Origin of the sequence: Flagellimonas marinaquae (assembly GCF_003992675.1) — a bacterium.
Lineage (GTDB): Bacteria > Bacteroidota > Bacteroidia > Flavobacteriales > Flavobacteriaceae > Flagellimonas > Flagellimonas marinaquae.
In genome coordinates, this window is the sequence record NZ_RZMZ01000016.1 from 97,822 (window position 1) to 116,183 (window position 18,362).

At 43.6% G+C, this 18,362-nt stretch carries 16 protein-coding genes and 1 tRNA gene; 10 read left to right on the plus strand and 7 right to left on the minus strand.

All coding sequences use genetic code 11. From position 1 onward, the window contains the following. Nucleotides 1-121: 121 nt before the first annotated feature. The 3 genes from EO130_RS14170 to EO130_RS14180 all read right to left on the minus strand — a co-directional run bounded on the left by EO130_RS14170 (nucleotide 122) and on the right by EO130_RS14180 (nucleotide 3,413). Nucleotides 122-1,222, minus strand: a complete 1,101-nt coding sequence (locus EO130_RS14170) for a DUF4407 domain-containing protein (RefSeq protein ID WP_127142191.1) — start codon at nucleotides 1,220-1,222, stop codon at nucleotides 122-124. Between the two features lie 104 nt (nucleotides 1,223-1,326). Next, nucleotides 1,327-3,048, minus strand: a complete 1,722-nt coding sequence (locus EO130_RS14175; protein ID WP_127142192.1) for a M56 family metallopeptidase — start codon at nucleotides 3,046-3,048, stop codon at nucleotides 1,327-1,329. Next, the gene (locus EO130_RS14180) at nucleotides 3,048-3,413 is read right to left on the minus strand and encodes a BlaI/MecI/CopY family transcriptional regulator (protein ID WP_127142193.1); all 366 of its coding nucleotides are present in this window, start codon (nucleotides 3,411-3,413) and stop codon (nucleotides 3,048-3,050) included. The genes EO130_RS14175 and EO130_RS14180 overlap by 1 nt, the downstream gene beginning before the upstream one ends. Before the next feature lie 159 nt (nucleotides 3,414-3,572). Between EO130_RS14180 and EO130_RS14185 the strand changes: the two genes are divergently transcribed. Then, the gene (locus EO130_RS14185) at nucleotides 3,573-4,775 is read left to right on the plus strand and encodes an NAD(P)/FAD-dependent oxidoreductase (protein ID WP_127142194.1); all 1,203 of its coding nucleotides are present in this window, start codon (nucleotides 3,573-3,575) and stop codon (nucleotides 4,773-4,775) included. Between the two features lie 123 nt (nucleotides 4,776-4,898). Continuing rightward, the gene (locus tag EO130_RS14190; RefSeq protein ID WP_127142195.1) at nucleotides 4,899-5,477 is read left to right on the plus strand and encodes a PhnA domain-containing protein; all 579 of its coding nucleotides are present in this window, start codon (nucleotides 4,899-4,901) and stop codon (nucleotides 5,475-5,477) included. Here the strand turns inward: EO130_RS14190 and EO130_RS14195 are convergent. Then, on the minus strand, nucleotides 5,474-6,862 hold the full coding sequence (locus tag EO130_RS14195; protein WP_127142196.1) for a dipeptidase: 1,389 nt from the start codon (nucleotides 6,860-6,862) through the stop codon (nucleotides 5,474-5,476). The two genes, EO130_RS14190 and EO130_RS14195, sit on opposite strands and share 4 nt — an antisense overlap. Before the next feature lie 97 nt (nucleotides 6,863-6,959). On the opposite strand from EO130_RS14195, the gene EO130_RS14200 reads away from it, so the two are divergent. The 3 genes from EO130_RS14200 (at nucleotide 6,960) to EO130_RS14210 (ending at nucleotide 9,516) form a co-directional block, all read left to right on the plus strand. Then, nucleotides 6,960-7,041, plus strand: a tRNA-Leu gene (locus EO130_RS14200). Between the two features lie 574 nt (nucleotides 7,042-7,615). Further along, the gene (locus EO130_RS14205) at nucleotides 7,616-8,005 is read left to right on the plus strand and encodes a response regulator (protein WP_127142197.1); all 390 of its coding nucleotides are present in this window, start codon (nucleotides 7,616-7,618) and stop codon (nucleotides 8,003-8,005) included. Between the two features lie 53 nt (nucleotides 8,006-8,058). Then, entirely contained in the window at nucleotides 8,059-9,516 is a 1,458-nt protein-coding gene (locus EO130_RS14210) for a sensor histidine kinase (protein ID WP_127142198.1), read from the plus strand. Nucleotides 9,517-9,521: 5 nt separating this feature from the next. Here EO130_RS14210 and EO130_RS14215 read toward each other — a convergent pair whose 3' ends face one another. The 3 genes from EO130_RS14215 to EO130_RS14225 all read right to left on the minus strand — a co-directional run bounded on the left by EO130_RS14215 (nucleotide 9,522) and on the right by EO130_RS14225 (nucleotide 12,146). Beyond that, complete coding sequence (locus tag EO130_RS14215; RefSeq protein ID WP_127142199.1) at nucleotides 9,522-10,457, minus strand: threonine ammonia-lyase; 936 nt, start codon at nucleotides 10,455-10,457, stop codon at nucleotides 9,522-9,524. Nucleotides 10,458-10,520: 63 nt separating this feature from the next. Beyond that, nucleotides 10,521-11,429 (minus strand): universal stress protein, encoded by a 909-nt coding sequence (locus EO130_RS14220; RefSeq protein WP_127142200.1) that lies wholly within the window; start codon nucleotides 11,427-11,429, stop codon nucleotides 10,521-10,523. Between the two features lie 81 nt (nucleotides 11,430-11,510). Continuing rightward, nucleotides 11,511-12,146: a Crp/Fnr family transcriptional regulator gene (locus EO130_RS14225; protein ID WP_241244371.1), complete on the minus strand. Its 636-nt coding sequence runs from the start codon at nucleotides 12,144-12,146 to the stop codon at nucleotides 11,511-11,513. A 173-nt stretch (nucleotides 12,147-12,319) separates the two neighbouring features. Here EO130_RS14225 and EO130_RS14230 point away from each other — a divergent pair, with 173 nt between their 5' ends. From EO130_RS14230 to EO130_RS14250, 5 genes are read left to right on the plus strand one after another with little or no spacing between them, the layout of a single operon-like run. Continuing rightward, nucleotides 12,320-14,704 carry a heavy metal translocating P-type ATPase gene (locus EO130_RS14230; RefSeq protein WP_127142202.1) on the plus strand — a complete coding sequence of 795 codons (2,385 nt, stop codon included), beginning with the start codon at nucleotides 12,320-12,322 and terminating at the stop codon, nucleotides 14,702-14,704. Nucleotides 14,705-14,763: 59 nt separating this feature from the next. Continuing rightward, complete coding sequence (gene ccoS, locus EO130_RS14235) at nucleotides 14,764-14,973, plus strand: cbb3-type cytochrome oxidase assembly protein CcoS (RefSeq protein WP_127142203.1); 210 nt, start codon at nucleotides 14,764-14,766, stop codon at nucleotides 14,971-14,973. A gap of 2 nt (nucleotides 14,974-14,975) precedes the next feature. After that, complete coding sequence (gene ccoN / locus EO130_RS14240) at nucleotides 14,976-17,177, plus strand: cytochrome-c oxidase, cbb3-type subunit I (protein WP_127142204.1); 2,202 nt, start codon at nucleotides 14,976-14,978, stop codon at nucleotides 17,175-17,177. A gap of 2 nt (nucleotides 17,178-17,179) precedes the next feature. Further along, complete coding sequence (locus tag EO130_RS14245; RefSeq protein WP_127142205.1) at nucleotides 17,180-17,368, plus strand: CcoQ/FixQ family Cbb3-type cytochrome c oxidase assembly chaperone; 189 nt, start codon at nucleotides 17,180-17,182, stop codon at nucleotides 17,366-17,368. A gap of 4 nt (nucleotides 17,369-17,372) precedes the next feature. Continuing rightward, nucleotides 17,373-18,347 (plus strand): cbb3-type cytochrome c oxidase N-terminal domain-containing protein, encoded by a 975-nt coding sequence (locus EO130_RS14250; protein WP_127142206.1) that lies wholly within the window; start codon nucleotides 17,373-17,375, stop codon nucleotides 18,345-18,347. Nucleotides 18,348-18,362 lie beyond the last annotated feature (15 nt).

Here is an 18,362-nt window from a genome sequence, read left to right on the forward strand (position 1 = left end):
AAAATGCAGTACATGTCCTTCTTTTTTGAAACAGAAACAAAGGCCAAGCTGTTTGTTAGTTGGCTATGATCAAGTCTTGTTTCTTTTAGCGAAGCGGTCTATGGTCTTAATCGTTTTTATTTTAAAGCCCCTTTACTTGCACATTATGAAAACTGTCTGCTTGTAAGCGCAGCAATTCCTCTGCTTTTTGCTTTTTGTAGCGATAAAGCTCTTCCTCATTTTTGATATCGGCATAGATTTGCTGGTTGATTTCCCCATCGGTGGACAATAACAGTTTACGCTGTTCTACTTTTTGCATCACCCACGTGGCGACCACACTTTCCTGCTCTTCAAACTTGTAATCGTACTCGCCTTTGGGCGCCAATAACTTGGCAATGATAGGTGCGGTTTCGATGGCCAAAAACAATAAAAAAATGAAAAATGATGGAAACCAGGGCAATTTGCCCAAGGCATTGATGCGCGCCATCAACCCATCAAAACCATCAATAATAGGTTGTGAATTGCTGACCGCGGTAGTATAATCGGTTTGCAGGGCCGCAATCTGGGCTTCGATGTTTTCAATTTTCGTGGCATTGGTTTGCTTCAAGGTGTTTAATTCCGCAAGTGCGGCATCGTGCTTTTCGCGTTTTTCTTTGTAAACCGGACCTTTTCCCAACAGACCCGTTCCAGCGGTACCTTCGGCCTCGGAAATATAGGTGTCGTAGAGTGCGTTGGTTTCCGCCTCTTTGGTCGCAATTTCATTTTTGAGGTTGGCAATGCCCTGATTAAGACTTTCTATTTTTGGAGTGTACTGGAGTGCCAATTGTTCCTTGTTTTCAAGGGTCATGGCATTCTTTTCTTCCAATAAGACCTGATTGATTTCCTTTTCAAAAATCTTCATCTCCAGCGGTTTGGAAATCACCACGGCAATAATCAAGGCCAACACAATCCGAGGAGCTGCCTGAAGCAATTCCCCCTTGAAATTGTCCCTCTTCTTGATGGTGGAAACAATATATCGGTCCAAATTGAAAATGAGCAAGCCCCAAATCAGTCCAAAGAAAATGGAAGTATATACATTATCAAAAACGGTGTAAAGGGCATAACCCGAAGCGATAAAGGCCATAACGGCCGTAAAGAATACGGTAGCGCCGATGCCAGCGTATTTGTTGCGTTCCCCGTTGGAACAAGTTTCTAAAATGTGGGTGTCCGCTCCCGAGCAGAAGATGAAAAAGCGTTGTAACATGATGTGTTCTCTTTGATTGATAGGGTATTAGAACGCAATTTTTGTGGATTTGTTACATAAAAAGCCCCATTTAAGGGGCTTTTAACATTGTATGGATTATGGGGCTAGTTATCTATTTCAATGGGGTCCACCGAAAGTCTTACTATCGGGTTTTCCCCTTTGGAACCTCTTGAATCTATATTTATTTTGTTATTGTTTTCCACAATCTCAATGGCCTTTTTAGCGGTTATTTCTTTTCCATTGAACATAAATGTTGCTCCCTTGGCTGCCATTTTCTTAATGTGCTCCACTGGTTTTGGTGGTACAGGAGGTGCCGGTGGATTGGATGGACCCACAGGTTTTGCCTCTTTTATGTTTTTAACGGCTGAAGGTGGCATTGGAGGTTTTGTGGCTCCGGGCGCTGGTGGTGCTGGCGGAGGAGATGGGAAATCTGGAAAGGGTTCTGCGTCTGCCCGTTGCTTTTTGGACATCTTCCCATAGATTTCCTTTAATCGCATCACCTCTTTCTTTTGGATGACCATGTGGTCACGGTCCATGTCGTTGTACTTTTTGGCCAAGGCATTGTACTCCTTCATTTCCTCTCGGGTGGCACTTTGTTGTGATCGTACTTCATTCCCAACTACCGTCATTTGGTTGGCATTTAATAGAGTCGTTTTTGAGGTAATCGGAATGTTTTCTTCGAACTGAGCTTCATCTATCACCACCTCCTCTGCAACTATTTCAATGGCATCAATCCCCGTTGTTCTTATGGAATGGGATACATTTGTGATGGTGTTGTAATGCACGGGTCGAAGCGAATTAATTTTAACCTTTATCTCTCGGGCATCATAGTTTTGGAGATAGTTTTGGAGCAGCATTTTCGGGACTTCATTTAAATGGACAGTTGTATTTCCCAAGGCTACCATACCGTTTTCAAGAAGGTCCATTTCGATGATTTGGTCAAAGGAACTTTCCCTTTCAATTTGACGATGTTCACTAAACCCGAACAACAATAGGGCCGTAAGTGGCAGAAGCAAAAAGCTTCTCAATACAAATGATTTTTTTGATGTGTTTGTTTTCATGACTGTAAAACGTTTTTTGATTGATGAATAATTAATGGCATTTGCGATGCCTACCGACTGATATGTTTCGTTTGATAAGTACGACAGAATGGTATTTTGATACTGTGAATGATCTTGCTCCTTTTTGATGACGGCATTATCCGCCAAAAATTCATGGTTCAACTTTATGGACGATTTAAAAAAGTAGATCAATGGATTGAACCACATGACCACTTGAACTAGCTCGATGAAAATGATATCCAAACTGTGCCGTTGCTTGGCATGGGTTTCCTCATGGAGCAAAACTTGTTGTGGGATACTGTTTTCTTCGTATTGCTTTTGGTTTAAAAAGATGTAATTCAGAAAGGTATGCGGTGGGAGGGATTGACTCAAAAGCACCTTGGTCACAAAGTTGTCCTTGAACTTGGGGTGTTTTTTGATGCGCAAACGGATTCGTGAAAGATTTGCAAGAAAACGCAGTCCGAATCCAACAACACCCAAAACATAGATCATCCAAAACAACAATTGCCAATCAAAAACGGAGTATTGTGGAACTGGCTGTTCGATGAGTCCGTCCATATTCGGAGAAAATGAACTCATCGTTGGCCCAACGGCATCAATGTACTCGACAAATACTAAGTTGGGAATAACAAAAGAGGCAACAATAGCTCCTAAAAGAAAGTATCGCTTAAAATGGTGAACGCTTTCCCTTTCCAGCAGTAATTTATAAAATGCTAGAAAAATGGTAAGGCATGCCGTAGATTTTAAAAGAAAGATGAGCATCATTACTTCTTTTTGATTTCGTTGTCTATCAATTTCTTCAATTCTTCCAACTCGGTTTTGCTCAAGTTGGTCTCTTTGGCAAAGAAGGACGCAAACTGACTTGCACTATCATTGAAGAAGTTTTTGATGAGCCCGTTCACCTGCTTGGAAAAATAGTCCTTCTTCATGACCAAGGGGTAGTACTCCCGGCTACGACCTATGCTGTTGTAGGCTATAAAGCCTTTGTCCGCTATACGTTTTAAAAGCGTGGCCACGGTCGTGGTCGCTGGTTTGGGTTCGGGGTATGCATCCAATATGTCTTTCATAAAGCCCTTCTTAAGTTTCCAGACAATATTCATTAGCTCTTCTTCGGATTTTGACAGTTGCATTGGGTGCTCTTTTATCAGTTGTTCTACAAACATAGAATAAAAATTGATATTCTACAAATGTAGAGTAATTTTTGTGCGGTATTTATAGGTGTTGTGTGCCCTAAGTTACTGACCAAGAGAGATTAGGGTGGTACATTTATGGTATTAAATCCAACAATCATGAAAACCACAGTAGTCATTGGCGGAAATTTTGCAGGAATGACCGCCGCTTTGGAAATCAAAAGAAAAGGGAAAAAGGACCATAAGGTATTGGTCATCGACAAATCGCCGTTATTCCTGTTTGTTCCCTCGTTAATCTGGGTGCCCTTTGGAAGACGGGAAATTAAAGATATTTCCTTTAGAAAGGATACTATACTTGAAAAGAAGGGGGTAGATTTTGTGCAGGCCGAAGCGCTACACGTAGACCCGGAGGCCCAAGTGGTGCACACCAGCAAAGGCGATTTTGCCTACGACCATCTGGTGATTGCCACTGGCCCCAAAGTAAAGTACGATGTTGCTCCTGGAGTTCAAGAACACGCACACTATATTGGCACGCCCAACGGCGCCATGAAAACAAGACAAGCGTTGGAGGAATTCAAGAAAAACCCCGGCCCCATTGTTATTGGTGCCACTCAAAATGCAGGATGTATGGGGGCTGCTTATGAATTTTTGTTCAATGTGGAAAAATGGTTAAGAGAACAGAAAATCAGAAAAAAGGTCGATCTATACTGGATTACCCCAGAAACTTTTTTGGGCCACTTCGGTATCGATGGCATTACTGGTGGAGAGACTATGCTCAAATCCTTCATGAAAATGTTCCACATTCATTACAGGACGGAAGTAGGGGTGAAGGAGGTTACCGAAGATAGTGTTGTACTCACTTCGGATGAGGTTTTGCCCAGCAAATTCACTATGTTGATGCCCCCATTCGTAGGGGTCGACTTTGTGGTCAATTCCCCAAAATTGGAAGCAACGCCTGCAGGATATCTGCCCGTAGGAGAGGATTACCGACACCTGAAATATCCAAATGTTTGGTCCGCAGGAATCGCTGTGGATGTAAAATTGCCCTTTAAACCCGGAAAAGTGCCCTTTTCTGGTCCCAAAACCGGATACCCATCGGATGAAACCGGTAAAATCGTGGCCGAGAACATCATCAGGGTCACTAAAGGCAAGGATAAGTTAAAGAAGAAAGCATGGGGCAAAATACCTGGGATATGTGTTATGGATGCCGGTAAAAAGGAAGTAATCATTATTAGTGATCACCTGTTCAAGCCACGTAACTTTGCCATCATGATTCCCAACATATTTTATGACTTCAATAAGGTGTTGTTCGAGAAATATTTCCTTTGGAAAACCAAGCATGGATATTCGCAATTACCTTAAAATAGTAGATGTTTATTTAACCGAATCCACTCATAGATTTATGGGTGGATTCTTGCGTTTTGGGGTTCAAAACCACTTCAACAGAAAAGTTTTAAGTTTGCAGCCATTATAAATTTAATAGCAATGTCGGTATTGGAACAATTACGGGAGCGAAGCGGAAATGCCTGCGAATTATGTGGGTCAACAGAAAATTTAATGGTGTATGAGGTCCCTCCAGTGTCCACTGGTGGCGTTGATGGGAGTCTTTTGGCCTGTGCAACCTGCGTAAATCAAATTGAAAACCCTGATACTGTGGAGCCGAACCATTGGCGCTGTTTGAACGACAGCATGTGGAGCGAACACGATGCAGTCAAGGTAGTGGCTTGGCGCATGCTGAACCGTTTAAAGCCCGAAGGGTGGCCCCAAGACCTCTTGGGAATGATGTATTTGGATGATGCAACCTTGGAATGGGCCAAAGCTACCGGTGAAGGACAGGAGGAAAGCGAAAAAGTGGTGCATAGGGACGTGAATGGCAACATCCTTGAAAATGGGGACAGTGTCGTGTTGGTAAAGGACCTAAAAGTAAAAGGCTCCAGCATGGTCGCAAAACAGGGAACCGCCGTGAGACGGATTTCCCTGGATCACGAAAATGCCGAATATATTGAAGGCAAGGTAGATGGTCAGCAAATCGTTCTTGTGACCAAATACGTAAAAAAAATCTAGGCCTTCATTTCCGTATAATATTTGTAGAAGTAAGGGATGGTCTCGATGCCCTTCAAAAAGTTCCAAACACCAAAATGCTCGTTGGGGGAGTGGATGGCATCACTGTCCAATCCAAAGCCCAACAAAATGGTCTTGCTGTCAAAAACGTTCTCAAATAATGCCACAATGGGAATGCTTCCACCGGTTCGTTGAGGAACAGGGGTTTTGCCAAAGGTAGTTTCCATGGCTTTGGAAGCCGCTTGGTAGCCATCGCTGTCGATTGGGGTCACGTAAGCCTGACCGCCATGGTGCGGGGTAACTTTTACCTTCACACTTTTTGGGGCCAGGGACGTAAAATGCTTGGTGAACAAATCGGTAATCTCATGCCAATCTTGGTCAGGCACCAAACGCATGGATATTTTGGCGTAGGCCTTGCTGGCAATCACCGTTTTTGCGCCTTCCCCAGTATAGCCTCCCCAAATGCCGTTGACATCCAACGTAGGTCGGATACCGAATCTTTCGGGTGTGGTAAACCCTTTTTCACCGTGAACATCGCCAATGTCCAACGATTTTTTGTAGGCTTCCAAGTTAAAAGGAGCCTTGGCCATTTCGGCCCGTTCCTCTTCGGAAATCACTTGAACCTTATCGTAAAAGCCGGGAATGGTGATATGGTTGTTTTCATCATGTAGCTGCGCAATCATTTTGGCCAGCACATTGATGGGGTTTGGAGCTGCGCCGCCATAAATTCCGGAATGAAGATCGCGGTTTGCCCCAGTAACCTCTACTTCCACATAACTCAAACCACGCAGTCCGGTAGTGATGGAAGGAGTGTCGTTGGCAATCATGCCTGTATCGGAGATAAGGATAATGTCGTTTTTGAGCTTTTCGCTGTTCTCCCTTAGGAAATCTCCTAAACTATCACTCCCTACTTCTTCCTCGCCTTCGATCATAAACTTGACATTGCAAGGCAACGTATTGTTTTGGATCATATACTCCACAGCTTTTACGTGCATGAAAAACTGTCCTTTGTCATCACAGGCTCCACGGGCAAAAATTGCACCATCGGGGTGCAATTCAGTTTTTTTGATAACGGGTTCAAAAGGAGGGGAGTCCCACAGATGAATAGGGTCTGGTGGCTGCACGTCGTAATGGCCGTATACCAAAACGGTGGGTAAATTAGGGTCGATGATTTTATCGCCATACACCACAGGGTATCCTTTGGTCTCACAAATTTCGGTGTTCTCGCAACCTGCATCGTCCAAGGATTTTTTTACGGCTTTAGCCGCTTCCAAAACATCATTTTTGTAGGCTTTGTCGGCACTTATGGAGGGGATTTTTAAAAGGTCGATCAACTCATTAATAAATCTGTCCTTGTTGGTACTGATGTAATTTGTTATGTCTTTCATATTGGGTTTTAAAAGAACCCTAAAAGTACAAAAAACAAGTTTTTAAAGGGTGCTCGTTTGCAAATCGGAAAATTGATTTATATTTGCACTCCAATTCGCGGGTGTGGTGGAATTGGTAGACACGCTAGACTTAGGATCTAGTGCCGCAAGGCGTGGGGGTTCGACTCCCTTCACCCGCACAAAAAGCTCTTCAACTATTGAGGAGCTTTTTTTGTTTGAATAATTGTAGTTGTCCACCCTAAATTAGGGTTCGATTAAATCGCACTGTCATTGCGGACAAAACTTTCCAAAAGAAGCATTTTCTTTTACTTAGATGAATCACTGTTCAATCAAGAAAACGACCAAATTCCATAGGTGGATTTGTATCTTCCTATACTCCTTTAGCAGCAATGTTGTTTGATTAGTGTTTGACATTGAATTCCTTACATCGAATTGAGAAGGAAGAAGCTTACAAGGTGGCGTGGTCATGGAGCCGACTCGATTGCATTGATAATTATCAAAAAAAGAAAGAACAACTCTAAAATTATGAGCAGTATTTTGTTAAAATCCGATAATATTACTAAATTCAAATCAAGAAGGTACAGAATACATCTAGGTTTTATGCTGAAATTTAGTGGCAATTATTGTAAAGAATTTCTACAATAAAGTGTTGCGATTTCAGTTTTAATAAATAGGGTAAATTGATATTTATCAATTTTTTTGACAATCATTTATAACCACAACTTAACTAAAAACTTAATTGACCAACGGACTATGTACAAGGAAATATATCTGGTCGACGACGAAGACCTAGTGAATACTGTGAATGCGATTCATTTCAGACGAATGGGATTGGAGGAACGGGTAAAGAGTTTTACCAATCCCGAGCTGGCTTTGGATGATCTTCGCTATCGGGACAACCCCAACGTAAAAACACTTATTTTATTGGATATCAACATGCCTGAAATGAGTGGCTTCGAATTTTTGGAATTTATGATGCTCGAAGATTTCCCGGAAACCAATGAGGTGCTCTTGGTGACTTCTTCCGAAGCGGAAGCGGACAAGAAGGAAGCCGATAAATATGGAAAGTATGTGAAGGAGTTTATTACCAAGCCCCTTCGAATTGAGCATTTGGAGGATTACCTCCAAAGTGCGAATAAATAATACTCCATTTTTTTACGAAAGTAGGCAGGTTTTTATTCTCAAAACAATTATCGTTGAAACAGAAGAACACTTTTATTCAAAATAAAGTTGAAATTGTTGAGGATAGGGAGGACGTGGTATGGGCCATGGACAAGGAGTACAAACTGACCGCCTTTAACACCTGTTTCAAAAATCAATTACAGCAAAATGGTCTGGGCGATGCCCAACGGGGTATAGACCTAAGAGCAGTGTACCGGGCCGATTGTTTTTTCAATCCCTGCGAGCAAGGTTGCCAAAGAGCATTAGATCGTTACGCAACCACTTGTCGGCACACCTTCGAGTCTGATGGTAAGATCGTGGTGCATGAATTTGCCTTCCAGCCCTTTATGAACAGTGCTGGCGAAGTGGTAGGGTGTTCTATTTGGCAAAAGGATATCACCGAAGAAGTCGAAAACAATTATAAGTTGCGCGAAAGTGAACGCAAGTATCGTGAGGCGCAAGAAGTAGCCAACATAGGGCATTGGAATTGGGATATGAGGGAAGACCAAATTATATGGTCCAACCAATTGTTCCGCATTTTTGAACAGGAACCGGGAAAATTTGAAGCTACTTTCGACTCGCTTTTGGAAATTATACACCCAGATGATCGGCAAGCTTTTATTGATGATGTAGATAATTGCATCAAAAACAATGTGATGCATGATATTACCCACAGAATTGTTTTGGGCAAGGGTGAAATACGATACGTGCACCAAAAGGGAAGAGCTTATTATGATGAAAATGGCAAACCCAAATACATGTCAGGAACTACCCAAGATGTGACCAATGAGCTGTTGGCCAACCAGCAAATAGTGGAACAGAACCACGAACTCCAGAATTTTGTACGTATTATTTCCCATAATCTGCGCGGACCTATTTCAAACCTCCTCATGTTATCCAAAATATATGAATGGGGCAAGGACGAAATGAACGATGACATTGTTAGAAAAATTGAGACGACCACCGAGGCGCTCGACCAAACCATCAAGGACCTCAACCTTTCGTTGTCCCTAAAATCTGCCGATAAGGAAAAGTTTAGGGAGGTCTTCCTTAAGGATGTGATGAAGGATGTAGATGGTCTGCTTTCTGAAGAAATTAGCAGGAACAAAGCTTCCGTAGAAACTGATTTTTCAAATGTGGACTCCGTCTTTGGTGCCAAGAGCTATGTGGTGAATATTTTTTACAACCTTATGCTCAACGCCATCCATTACGCCAAGGAAAATGTACCTCCGGTAATACAGGTCACCGGTCAAAAAAGCCCTGAAACGATTACCTTACAATTCTCAGATAATGGTATTGGTATGGAGCTTACCCCAGAACGGGAACGCAAAATATTCGATATGTACGGAAGGCTCAGCGGAATCACTGAAGGCAAAGGATTTGGGCTTTATTTGGTAAAGACGCAGGTAGAAGCCATGGATGGGAAAATCAGTGTGGTAAGCCAAAAAGATATAGGGACTACCTTTACCATAAGCTTCCCGGTAAAATCTTGACCCTTTTAAAACGGCAAGCGGCTTAAATCCACATTGCCGCCAGAGATTACAATACCTATTTCTTGCCCTTTAAACCTCTCCTTTTCACGGAGAACGGCGGCCAAAGCCACGGCACACGAAGGTTCACATACAATTTTGAGCCGCTCCCAAAGCAAACGCATCGACTGGATAATCTCGTCCTCGGTCACACGAATGATTTCTTGAACATGTTTTTGGATGATGGGAAAGTTCCTATCGCCTAATTGTGTTTTAAGTCCGTCAGCAATGGTATTTGTTGATGTGTTGGTCTCTATTTTGCCACTTTTCAGGGAACGATAGGCATCGTCCACTTCAAATGGCTCTCCACCAATTGTTTTACAGTCATTTCCAAAGTAATGGGCCGCAAGGGCTGTTCCCGCGATCAATCCTCCTCCTCCGACTGGGGTAACCACATAATCCAAATTGGGGTAGAGTTCCAGTAATTCCTTGCCAGCAGTACCTTGGCCCAAAATAACATGGTCATCATTGGAAGGATGGATAAAAGTGGCTCCATGCTTTTCAACGATATCTTGCGATGCACGTTCCCTTGCTTCCAAGGTGGATTCACATTCCACCAAAACCCCTCCATATCCCTTGACTGCGTCCTTCTTCACTTGGGGAGCGGAATCCGGCATCACAATATAGGCCGTTACCCCCAAACTTTGGGCAGAGAGGGACAAGGCTTGGGCAAAGTTGCCCGAGGAATGGGTTACCACCCCGTTTCGCTTTTGTTCGTTTGAAAGTTGTAAAATTGCATTGGCGGCCCCACGCATTTTAAATGCGCCCATGCGCTGGAAATTTTCACACTTAAAAAAAAGGCTGGCTCCGGCCATCCCGTTGATGAGACGTGAAGTTAGTACTGGCGTATTATGGATAAAGGGTTTTATCCGCTCGTGGCAGTCTATCAAATGTTGTTTGTCCATAGGAAACCTTTAGTCCTTTAAGGCAGTAAAGCTTTAAGGAACAATAAAGATACTACAGGAAGGTTAATTGTGCGACTCGACTTCTTCCTCTTCTTCCTTCGCCTTGGCCGAAATACCTTCCATGCCCAGTTCTGGAATGACCAATAAAGGTATTTGGGTGTGGAACGCGGTACGTTTAACGATAGGCTCTCTGGTCATTTTTTCCATATAGCTGTGCTGATAATTGAGCATGGCCAATAGATGAATGCCCAATTCCTTGGAAAAGGTTTCCAAAGTATGGGAAACAGAATTGAGCTCGGAAACGGTGTGCACATAATGTGGTACATCTTTCAGATAGCGGCGCAGCATGTTCAGGTTGAACTGTTGTAATTCTGTTAAGGCCTTAATGCCGTACTGTACATGGACAATCCTAACGGTTGCCTTGAACATCTTTGCCATTTCCAGAATGGGTTCCAGTTCCGAAGAGGTATAGAACCGATTGAAATCGGTGGCAAATGCAATTTCTGATGGTGTTACATATTCAAAGTGATAGGGAATGGCCAATAGGGGACACTTTTTAGTGGATTTTATAATTCGCACCGTGTTGCTGCCCATAAAAACCTCATCCACACCCGAAGCTCCCTTGGTTCCTGTGATCACCAAGTGGATGCCAAAGGTCTCTACAATGTCCTTCACCTCCTCTACCAAAAGATTGAACGAAGAAATCGTCTCAAAACTGTGGTTGGTATTCCCGTATTTAGATCTGATCTTTGCTACTGTCCTGTCCAAACCTCTTTCAGAATTCTCCCGCACAGCATCCACAATACAGACTCCATCAATCATTTTGGCCATAAATCTACTGCTCGGAATAACCGGGGTATAGGTGTTGAGCAGATAAAATGTACAACGCCTGTTACGGAACAATTGCATGGCATAATCAATGGCATTCCATGCATTTTCCGAAAAATCCGTAGGTATTAATATCTTTTGCATCTGACTAAGATTTACGATGCAATAAAATTAGACCTATGGGAGGGGGGATACTATGACAAATGTCAGGTTTGGAAAAATGGTTTAAAAACCTTCGACCATTTCAAGAAGTTTCTGTTGATTTTTTATGCCGATCTTTTTGCCCGATGTGTGGATTAAGCCTTTCTTTTTGAATTCGGAAATAATCCTGATGGCCGACTCGGTAGCGGTTCCCACTACATTGGAAATGTCCTCTCTGGAAAGGGTCAGTGCCAAAAATCCGTCCGCATCTTCCCCAAAATTGTTCTGAAGGTACAGAAAGGCTTCGGCCATGCGTTGCTTTACGGTTTTTTGGGAGATATTTACGATAACATCGTCGGCCTCCTTCAAATCGTGGGCCATGTGCCGTAACACCTCTAGCGTAAAGTTTGGATTTTTTTGCAGTGTGTTGTTAATGCTTTCTTTAGGGATAAAGCAAACCTCCATGTCTTCCACTGCAATGGCGGAAAGGTTGGCGCTCTCTTCCGAGACTACCGACCGCTGGCCCAGGACTTCGCCCTTGCTGGCCAATTTTACGATTTGGTCCTTGCCGTTGGCGCTGAGCTTGGAAAGTTTGGAAACCCCATTGCGAACGCAATAGACACCATTGAGTTTTTCGCCCTCTTCAAAAATGGGCTGTCCTTTTTTAATGGTCTTGGTCGTTTTGGAATCGGAGACCTGTTTCAACTCCTCTTTGCTCATGGCCCTGAGGGAGTTAAATTGCCTGACGATACAATTTTCACACCTGCTTTCCATACTGTTGGGTTTACCTGATGGAGCAAATTTAATGGACAAAGATTTACCAGTAACTGATAAATATCATATTTTTAAGAGGAAGAGTATTACAATTTTGCGTCAGGTAAAGCAAATGTGAAATGGCAGATTCGACCTGTTATCATTGTGGAGATCAATGCGGTAGCCGCAGCGTGCAGTTTGATGATAAGGATTTTTGTTGCAATGGTTGCAAGACCGTTTATGAAATCTTTACATCCAACGGCCTGTCCACCTTTTATGAAATCGAAAGCAAGGCGGGGACTACACCAAACGAGATCAGACAGAAATATGATTTTTTGGACAATCAAGAAATCGTAGAGCGATTGGTGGAGTTCAATGAAGAAGGGGTGCAGGTGGTAAGCCTAAGTATTCCCACCATTCATTGCAGTTCCTGTATTTGGGTCTTGGAGAACCTGAACAAACTCCACGGGGCCATATCCGTTTCACAGGTTGATTTTCCCAAAAAAACCATTCGGGTCACCTATAAAACAGCAGATTTTTCATTGAAGGCCCTTGCGCTTCTATTGGGAAGCATAGGGTACGAGCCATACATTTCTTTAGAGGAATACAATAAAAAAGGGAAAAAGGTAGATCGTTCCTTAATATATAAATTAGGGGTAGCCGGATTTGCCTTTGGCAATGTGATGCTCTTTTCCTTTCCCGAGTATTTTGAGGTGGAGGAGTTTTGGTTGGACCAATATAAGCATGTGTTCCGCTGGTTGATGTTTGCCTTTTCCCTGCCCGTTGTGTTTTATGCGTCACAGGATTATTTTGTTTCCGCCTATAAGGGCATTCGTTCCAAATTGTTGAATATCGACGTACCCATTGCCTTGGGAATATTGGTGCTTTTTTTAAGGAGTACCGCAGATATCGTATTCGATTTGGGTTCTGGTTTTTTTGATAGCCTTACGGGGCTGGTCTTCTTTTTGTTGCTGGGCAAATTTTTTCAACAGAAGACCTACGCCTATCTGTCCTTTGAACGGGACTACAAATCCTATTTTCCCATTGCCGTGACCCGTTTGAAGAAAAACGGGGAAGAAGAGAATATCCAGATATATAACATTGAAGTTGGGGATAGGGTGCTGATCCGTAGCCATGAGATCATTCCTGTGGATTGTATCCTAATCAAAGGAACCGCCGAAATCGATTACAGCTTCGTTACCGGCGAGTCGGAACCTGTATTTAAAGAATCGGGGGAGAAACTGTTCGCTGGCGGCAAGCAACTTTCGGGAGTTCTGGAAGTTGAGGTGTTAAAATCCGTTTCCCAAAGTTATTTGACGCAGTTGTGGGGTAATTCAGTGTTCTCCAAGGATAAGGCCAGCCATTTCCAGACCCTTACCGATAGTATTGGCAAACGCTTTACCATTGCGGTGCTGAGCATCGCCACATTGGCGACTGTTTTTTGGTTGATTTTTGACCCTAGCTTGGCCCTTAACGTATTTACCTCGGTATTGATCATCGCCTGTCCATGCGCCATTGCCTTGGCGGCCCCATTTACCTTGGGCAATATGCTTCGCATTTTTGGCAGATATAAGTTTTACCTGAAGAATACCAATGTAATCGAACGCTTGGCCAAAATCGATACGGCGATTTTTGATAAAACGGGAACGCTTACCACCAACCAAAAGGATACCATACATTATGAAGGTATGGAACTTACGGAGGAGGAAACCGCACTTTTAAAAACCACACTTCGGGCATCCAACCATCCCTTGAGCCGGTCACTTTATGATATTTTAAAATCGAACGCCATCATGACCTTGGAAGAGTTCCAAGAGCATACCGGAAAGGGAATCGAGGGCAAATACAACCAACACTCCATCAAAGTAGGGTCTGCATCCTATGTCGGTGAAAAGACATCAAATGCCATAGCGAACACCTCGGTCTATATTAGTGCCGACGAAGATGTAAAGGGCCGTTTTGTGTTCAAGAACACCTATCGGGAGGGGATGAGCCACATATTTGAAGAACTGTCCAGCGATTTGGAACTGGGCATTCTATCGGGAGATAATGACGGTGAAAAGGGGCAATTGCAAAAAGTGTTGCCCACAAAAACGAAGATGCTATTCGATCAAAAGCCCGAGGATAAGTTGGAATACATCAAAACCCTACAAGAAAAACACAAAGTGTTGATGGTGGGAGACGGTTTGAACGATGCTGGTGCGCTTGCCCAAAGCGATGTGGGCCTGGCGGTTTCGGAAAACATCAATGTGTTTTCGCCCGCTTGTGATGGAATTTTGGATGCCAGCCAATTGAGACTGCTACCAAAGTTCATGCAACTGTCCCGAAAGTCCATTCGGGTAATCAAATTGAGCTTTTTGCTCTCGCTCTGTTACAACGTGGTCGGCTTGTATTTTGCCGTTACCGGACAATTACAGCCTGTGATTGCAGCTATTTTAATGCCTTTGAGTTCCATTAGTATTGTAGTGTTCACCACATTGGCCACCAATTATCTCGGTAAAGAATTAAAAAATCAAGAAAGCTGATATATGTCATTTTCTGAAGAATACCATCACAGTAGTTTTACACCTAAATTCAGGCAGGTATGAGTGTTATTTATGTGTTGTTGGCCATAAGCATAACGGTGGCCATAGTCTTTTTTATAGCCTTTGTTTTTTCGGTAAAAAGTGGACAATACGATGATACCTATACCCCATCGGTAAGAATGTTGTTTGAAGATGAGATAATCATGAGCAAGGATAAATCAAACTCAAATAAAAAGGAAATCAAACAAACTAAAAGTACAAACCAATAAATATGGAAATACAACAGTTCCGTTACGATAACAAAATCGTACAAAAGTTCTTATACGCCACCATACTTTGGGGCGTGGTAGGTATGGCAGTGGGCCTTTTGTTGGCCTTTATGTTTTTGTTCCCCAATGTTACAGAGGGCATCTCTTGGTTAAGTTTTGGACGCTTGCGCCCATTGCATACCAATGCGGTGATCTTTGCATTTGTGGGGAATGCCATTTTTGCAGGGGTATATTACTCACTGCAACGTTTGCTTAAAGCTAGAATGTTCAGCGATGTCCTGAGCAACATCAACTTTTGGGGTTGGCAATTGATCATTGTCGCCGCAGCGTTGACCTTGCCCTTGGGTTACACGACTTCCAAGGAATACGCCGAATTGGAATGGCCCATAGATTTGGCTATTGCAGTGGTTTGGGTAATTTTTGGTTGGAACATGATCGGTACGATTTTAAAAAGACGACAAAGGCACCTGTATGTGGCAATTTGGTTCTACTTGGCCACATTCGTTACGGTAGCGGTGTTGCACATCTTCAATAGCCTAGAGTTGCCGGTGACCGCTTTAAAGAGTTATTCGGTGTACGCTGGTGTTCAGGATGCGTTGGTACAATGGTGGTACGGCCACAATGCGGTAGCATTCTTTTTGACCACGCCTTTTTTGGGGTTGATGTACTACTTTGTGCCTAAAGCGGCAAACAGGCCTATTTATTCTTACAGGCTGTCCATCGTCCACTTCTGGTCGTTGATATTTATTTATATCTGGGCAGGGCCTCACCACTTGTTATATTCTGCTTTGCCTGATTGGGCACAGAACCTTGGGGTGGTGTTTTCCGTAATGTTGATCGCTCCCTCTTGGGGTGGTATGATCAACGGATTATTGACACTCCGTGGGGTGTGGGACAAAGTGCGTACAGACGCGACACTAAAATTCATGGTGGTTGCCATTACCGGTTATGGTATGGCAACCTTTGAGGGTCCCATGCTTTCGTTGAAAAACGTAAATGCCATTGCTCACTTTAGTGATTGGATCATTGCACACGTTCACGTGGGTGCCTTGGCCTGGAATGGGTTCTTGACCTTTGGTATGATCTATTGGTTGGTGCCCCGAATGTTCAAAACAGAATTACACTCCAAAGGCTTGGCCAACTTCCATTTCTGGATCGGAACCTTGGGTATTGTGTTGTATGCGCTGCCCATGTATGTGGCCGGATTTACCCAGGCTTTAATGTGGAAAGAATTCAACCCTGATGGTACTTTGGTGTATGGTAACTTCTTGGAGACCGTAACCCAGATTATCCCTATGTATTGGATGAGGGCCATAGGAGGTTCCCTGTACATCTTGGGTATGTTCGTACTGTTGTATAACGTTGTTATGACCATCAGGGCAGGTAGCAAAGTCGAGGATGAAGCTGCAGAAGCCCCTGCATTGGAGCGTGTTGCCAAAAGAAGAGTTGCTGGCGAAACCTTCCACAACTGGTTGGAAAGAAAACCGGTACAGCTGACTATTTTGGCTACAGTGGCCATTTTGATCGGAGGTATTGTTCAGATCATCCCAACTATCTTGGTAAAATCCAATATCCCGACCATTACCAGTGTGAAACCCTATACCCCTTTGGAGCTGGAAGGCCGAGACCTTTATATAAGGGAAGGATGTGTGGGTTGTCACTCACAAATGATACGTCCGTTCCGAAGTGAGGTGGAACGTTACGGAGAGTATGCCAAAGCAGGAGAATTTGTTTATGATCACCCATTCCTATGGGGTAGTAAGCGTACAGGTCCCGACTTATTGAGGGTTGGAGGAAAATACTCCGATAGCTGGCACTTGAACCACATGTACGATCCGCAAAGTACTTCGGCAGGTTCCATTATGCCATCCTACCAATGGTTGGTTACCGATGAGCACGATCGCACCGATATCGAGGCGAAAATGGAAGCCATGGTACAACTAGGGGTTCCCTATACCGAAGAAGACATCGCCAACGCGCAGCAATCCATGGCAGAGCAGGCGGAGGAAATCGAGAAGAGCCTTTATACAGACCCAGAATTCGAAAGGACCTATGAGGCGGACAAGAAATACGCCCAAGAAAACGGATTGGATTTTGTGGAAATGCGAGATCGTGAAATCGTGGCCTTGATTGCTTACTTACAGCGATTGGGAACCGATATCAAAATTGAAGGAACAGAAGAAACTATATCTCAAAACAAATAACCATGTTGAAATTTGTAAAAGAACATATGGAAACCATCGAGGGGATAGCCAACTATCCCATGGTTTCCCTGCTCATCTTCTTTGTATTTTTCGTTCTATTGTTCTGGTGGGTCTTCACGGCTACCAAGGAGCACATAAGGGAGATGTCCGAATTGCCTCTGGAAAACGAAGATCAACAAAACAAACTATAACATTATGAGCACAAAAACACCTTGGTGGATACGAGTCCCATTCTTATTCTTTTTAATCTTCGGATTGATGGAATTCTTTATAGACTCTGGGGACAAACCAGCCATCATAGAATATCCCATCACACAGTTTTTTATGCTGTTGGTGTTGATGATCCTTATTGCGATTGAACTGATTTTAGCTTCCATAGAAAACATTATGTTCCAAACCCTTTCAGAAGAAGGTAAGGAACGTTACCTGGAAGCCAAGAGCAAGAAGTTTGAATGGACATGGGCCAAAAACCTCATGGAAAGACTGACGCGGAGCCGCTCCATAGAGCGCGAGGGCGAAATTGTCCTTGACCATAATTACGATGGAATCCGTGAGTTGGACAATGTATTGCCTCCTTGGTGGGTATATCTGTTCTACGCAACCATTGTTTTTGGCGTCGTTTACCTTGTACGGTTCCATGTAATAGGCGAATACGACCAGAAACTGGAGTACGAGCAAGAAGTGGCCGCAGCACAGCAGGCCATAGAGGAATACAAGAGAACGGCCAAGGATTTGGTCGACGCCAGCACGGTTGAGTTCCTTTCGGGAGAATCCGACCTAGCAGCAGGTGAAAAAATATTCCAGACCAATTGTGTGGCTTGTCACATGGCCGATGGTGGCGGCGGAATTGGCCCAAACCTAACCGATAAATATTGGATTTTGGGCGGTGGTATCAAAAATATCTTTACCACTATTTCCGAGGGAGGACGTGATGGAAAAGGCATGGTGGCATGGAAACAAACCTTAAAGCCAGCCGAAATGGCACAAGTAGCCAGTTACGTCATGACTTTGGGAGGAACCACACCAGCCAATCCAAAGGAACCTGAAGGAGAAATATGGGTAGACCCCAATGCTCCCGAAGATGCCAATGGTACCGAATCTGAAATGGAAGAAACTGCACCGGCAGAAATGGAGCAGGCCACAGATTCAACAGAAGTTGCCATGAATTAGTCCCTAACCGGGCAA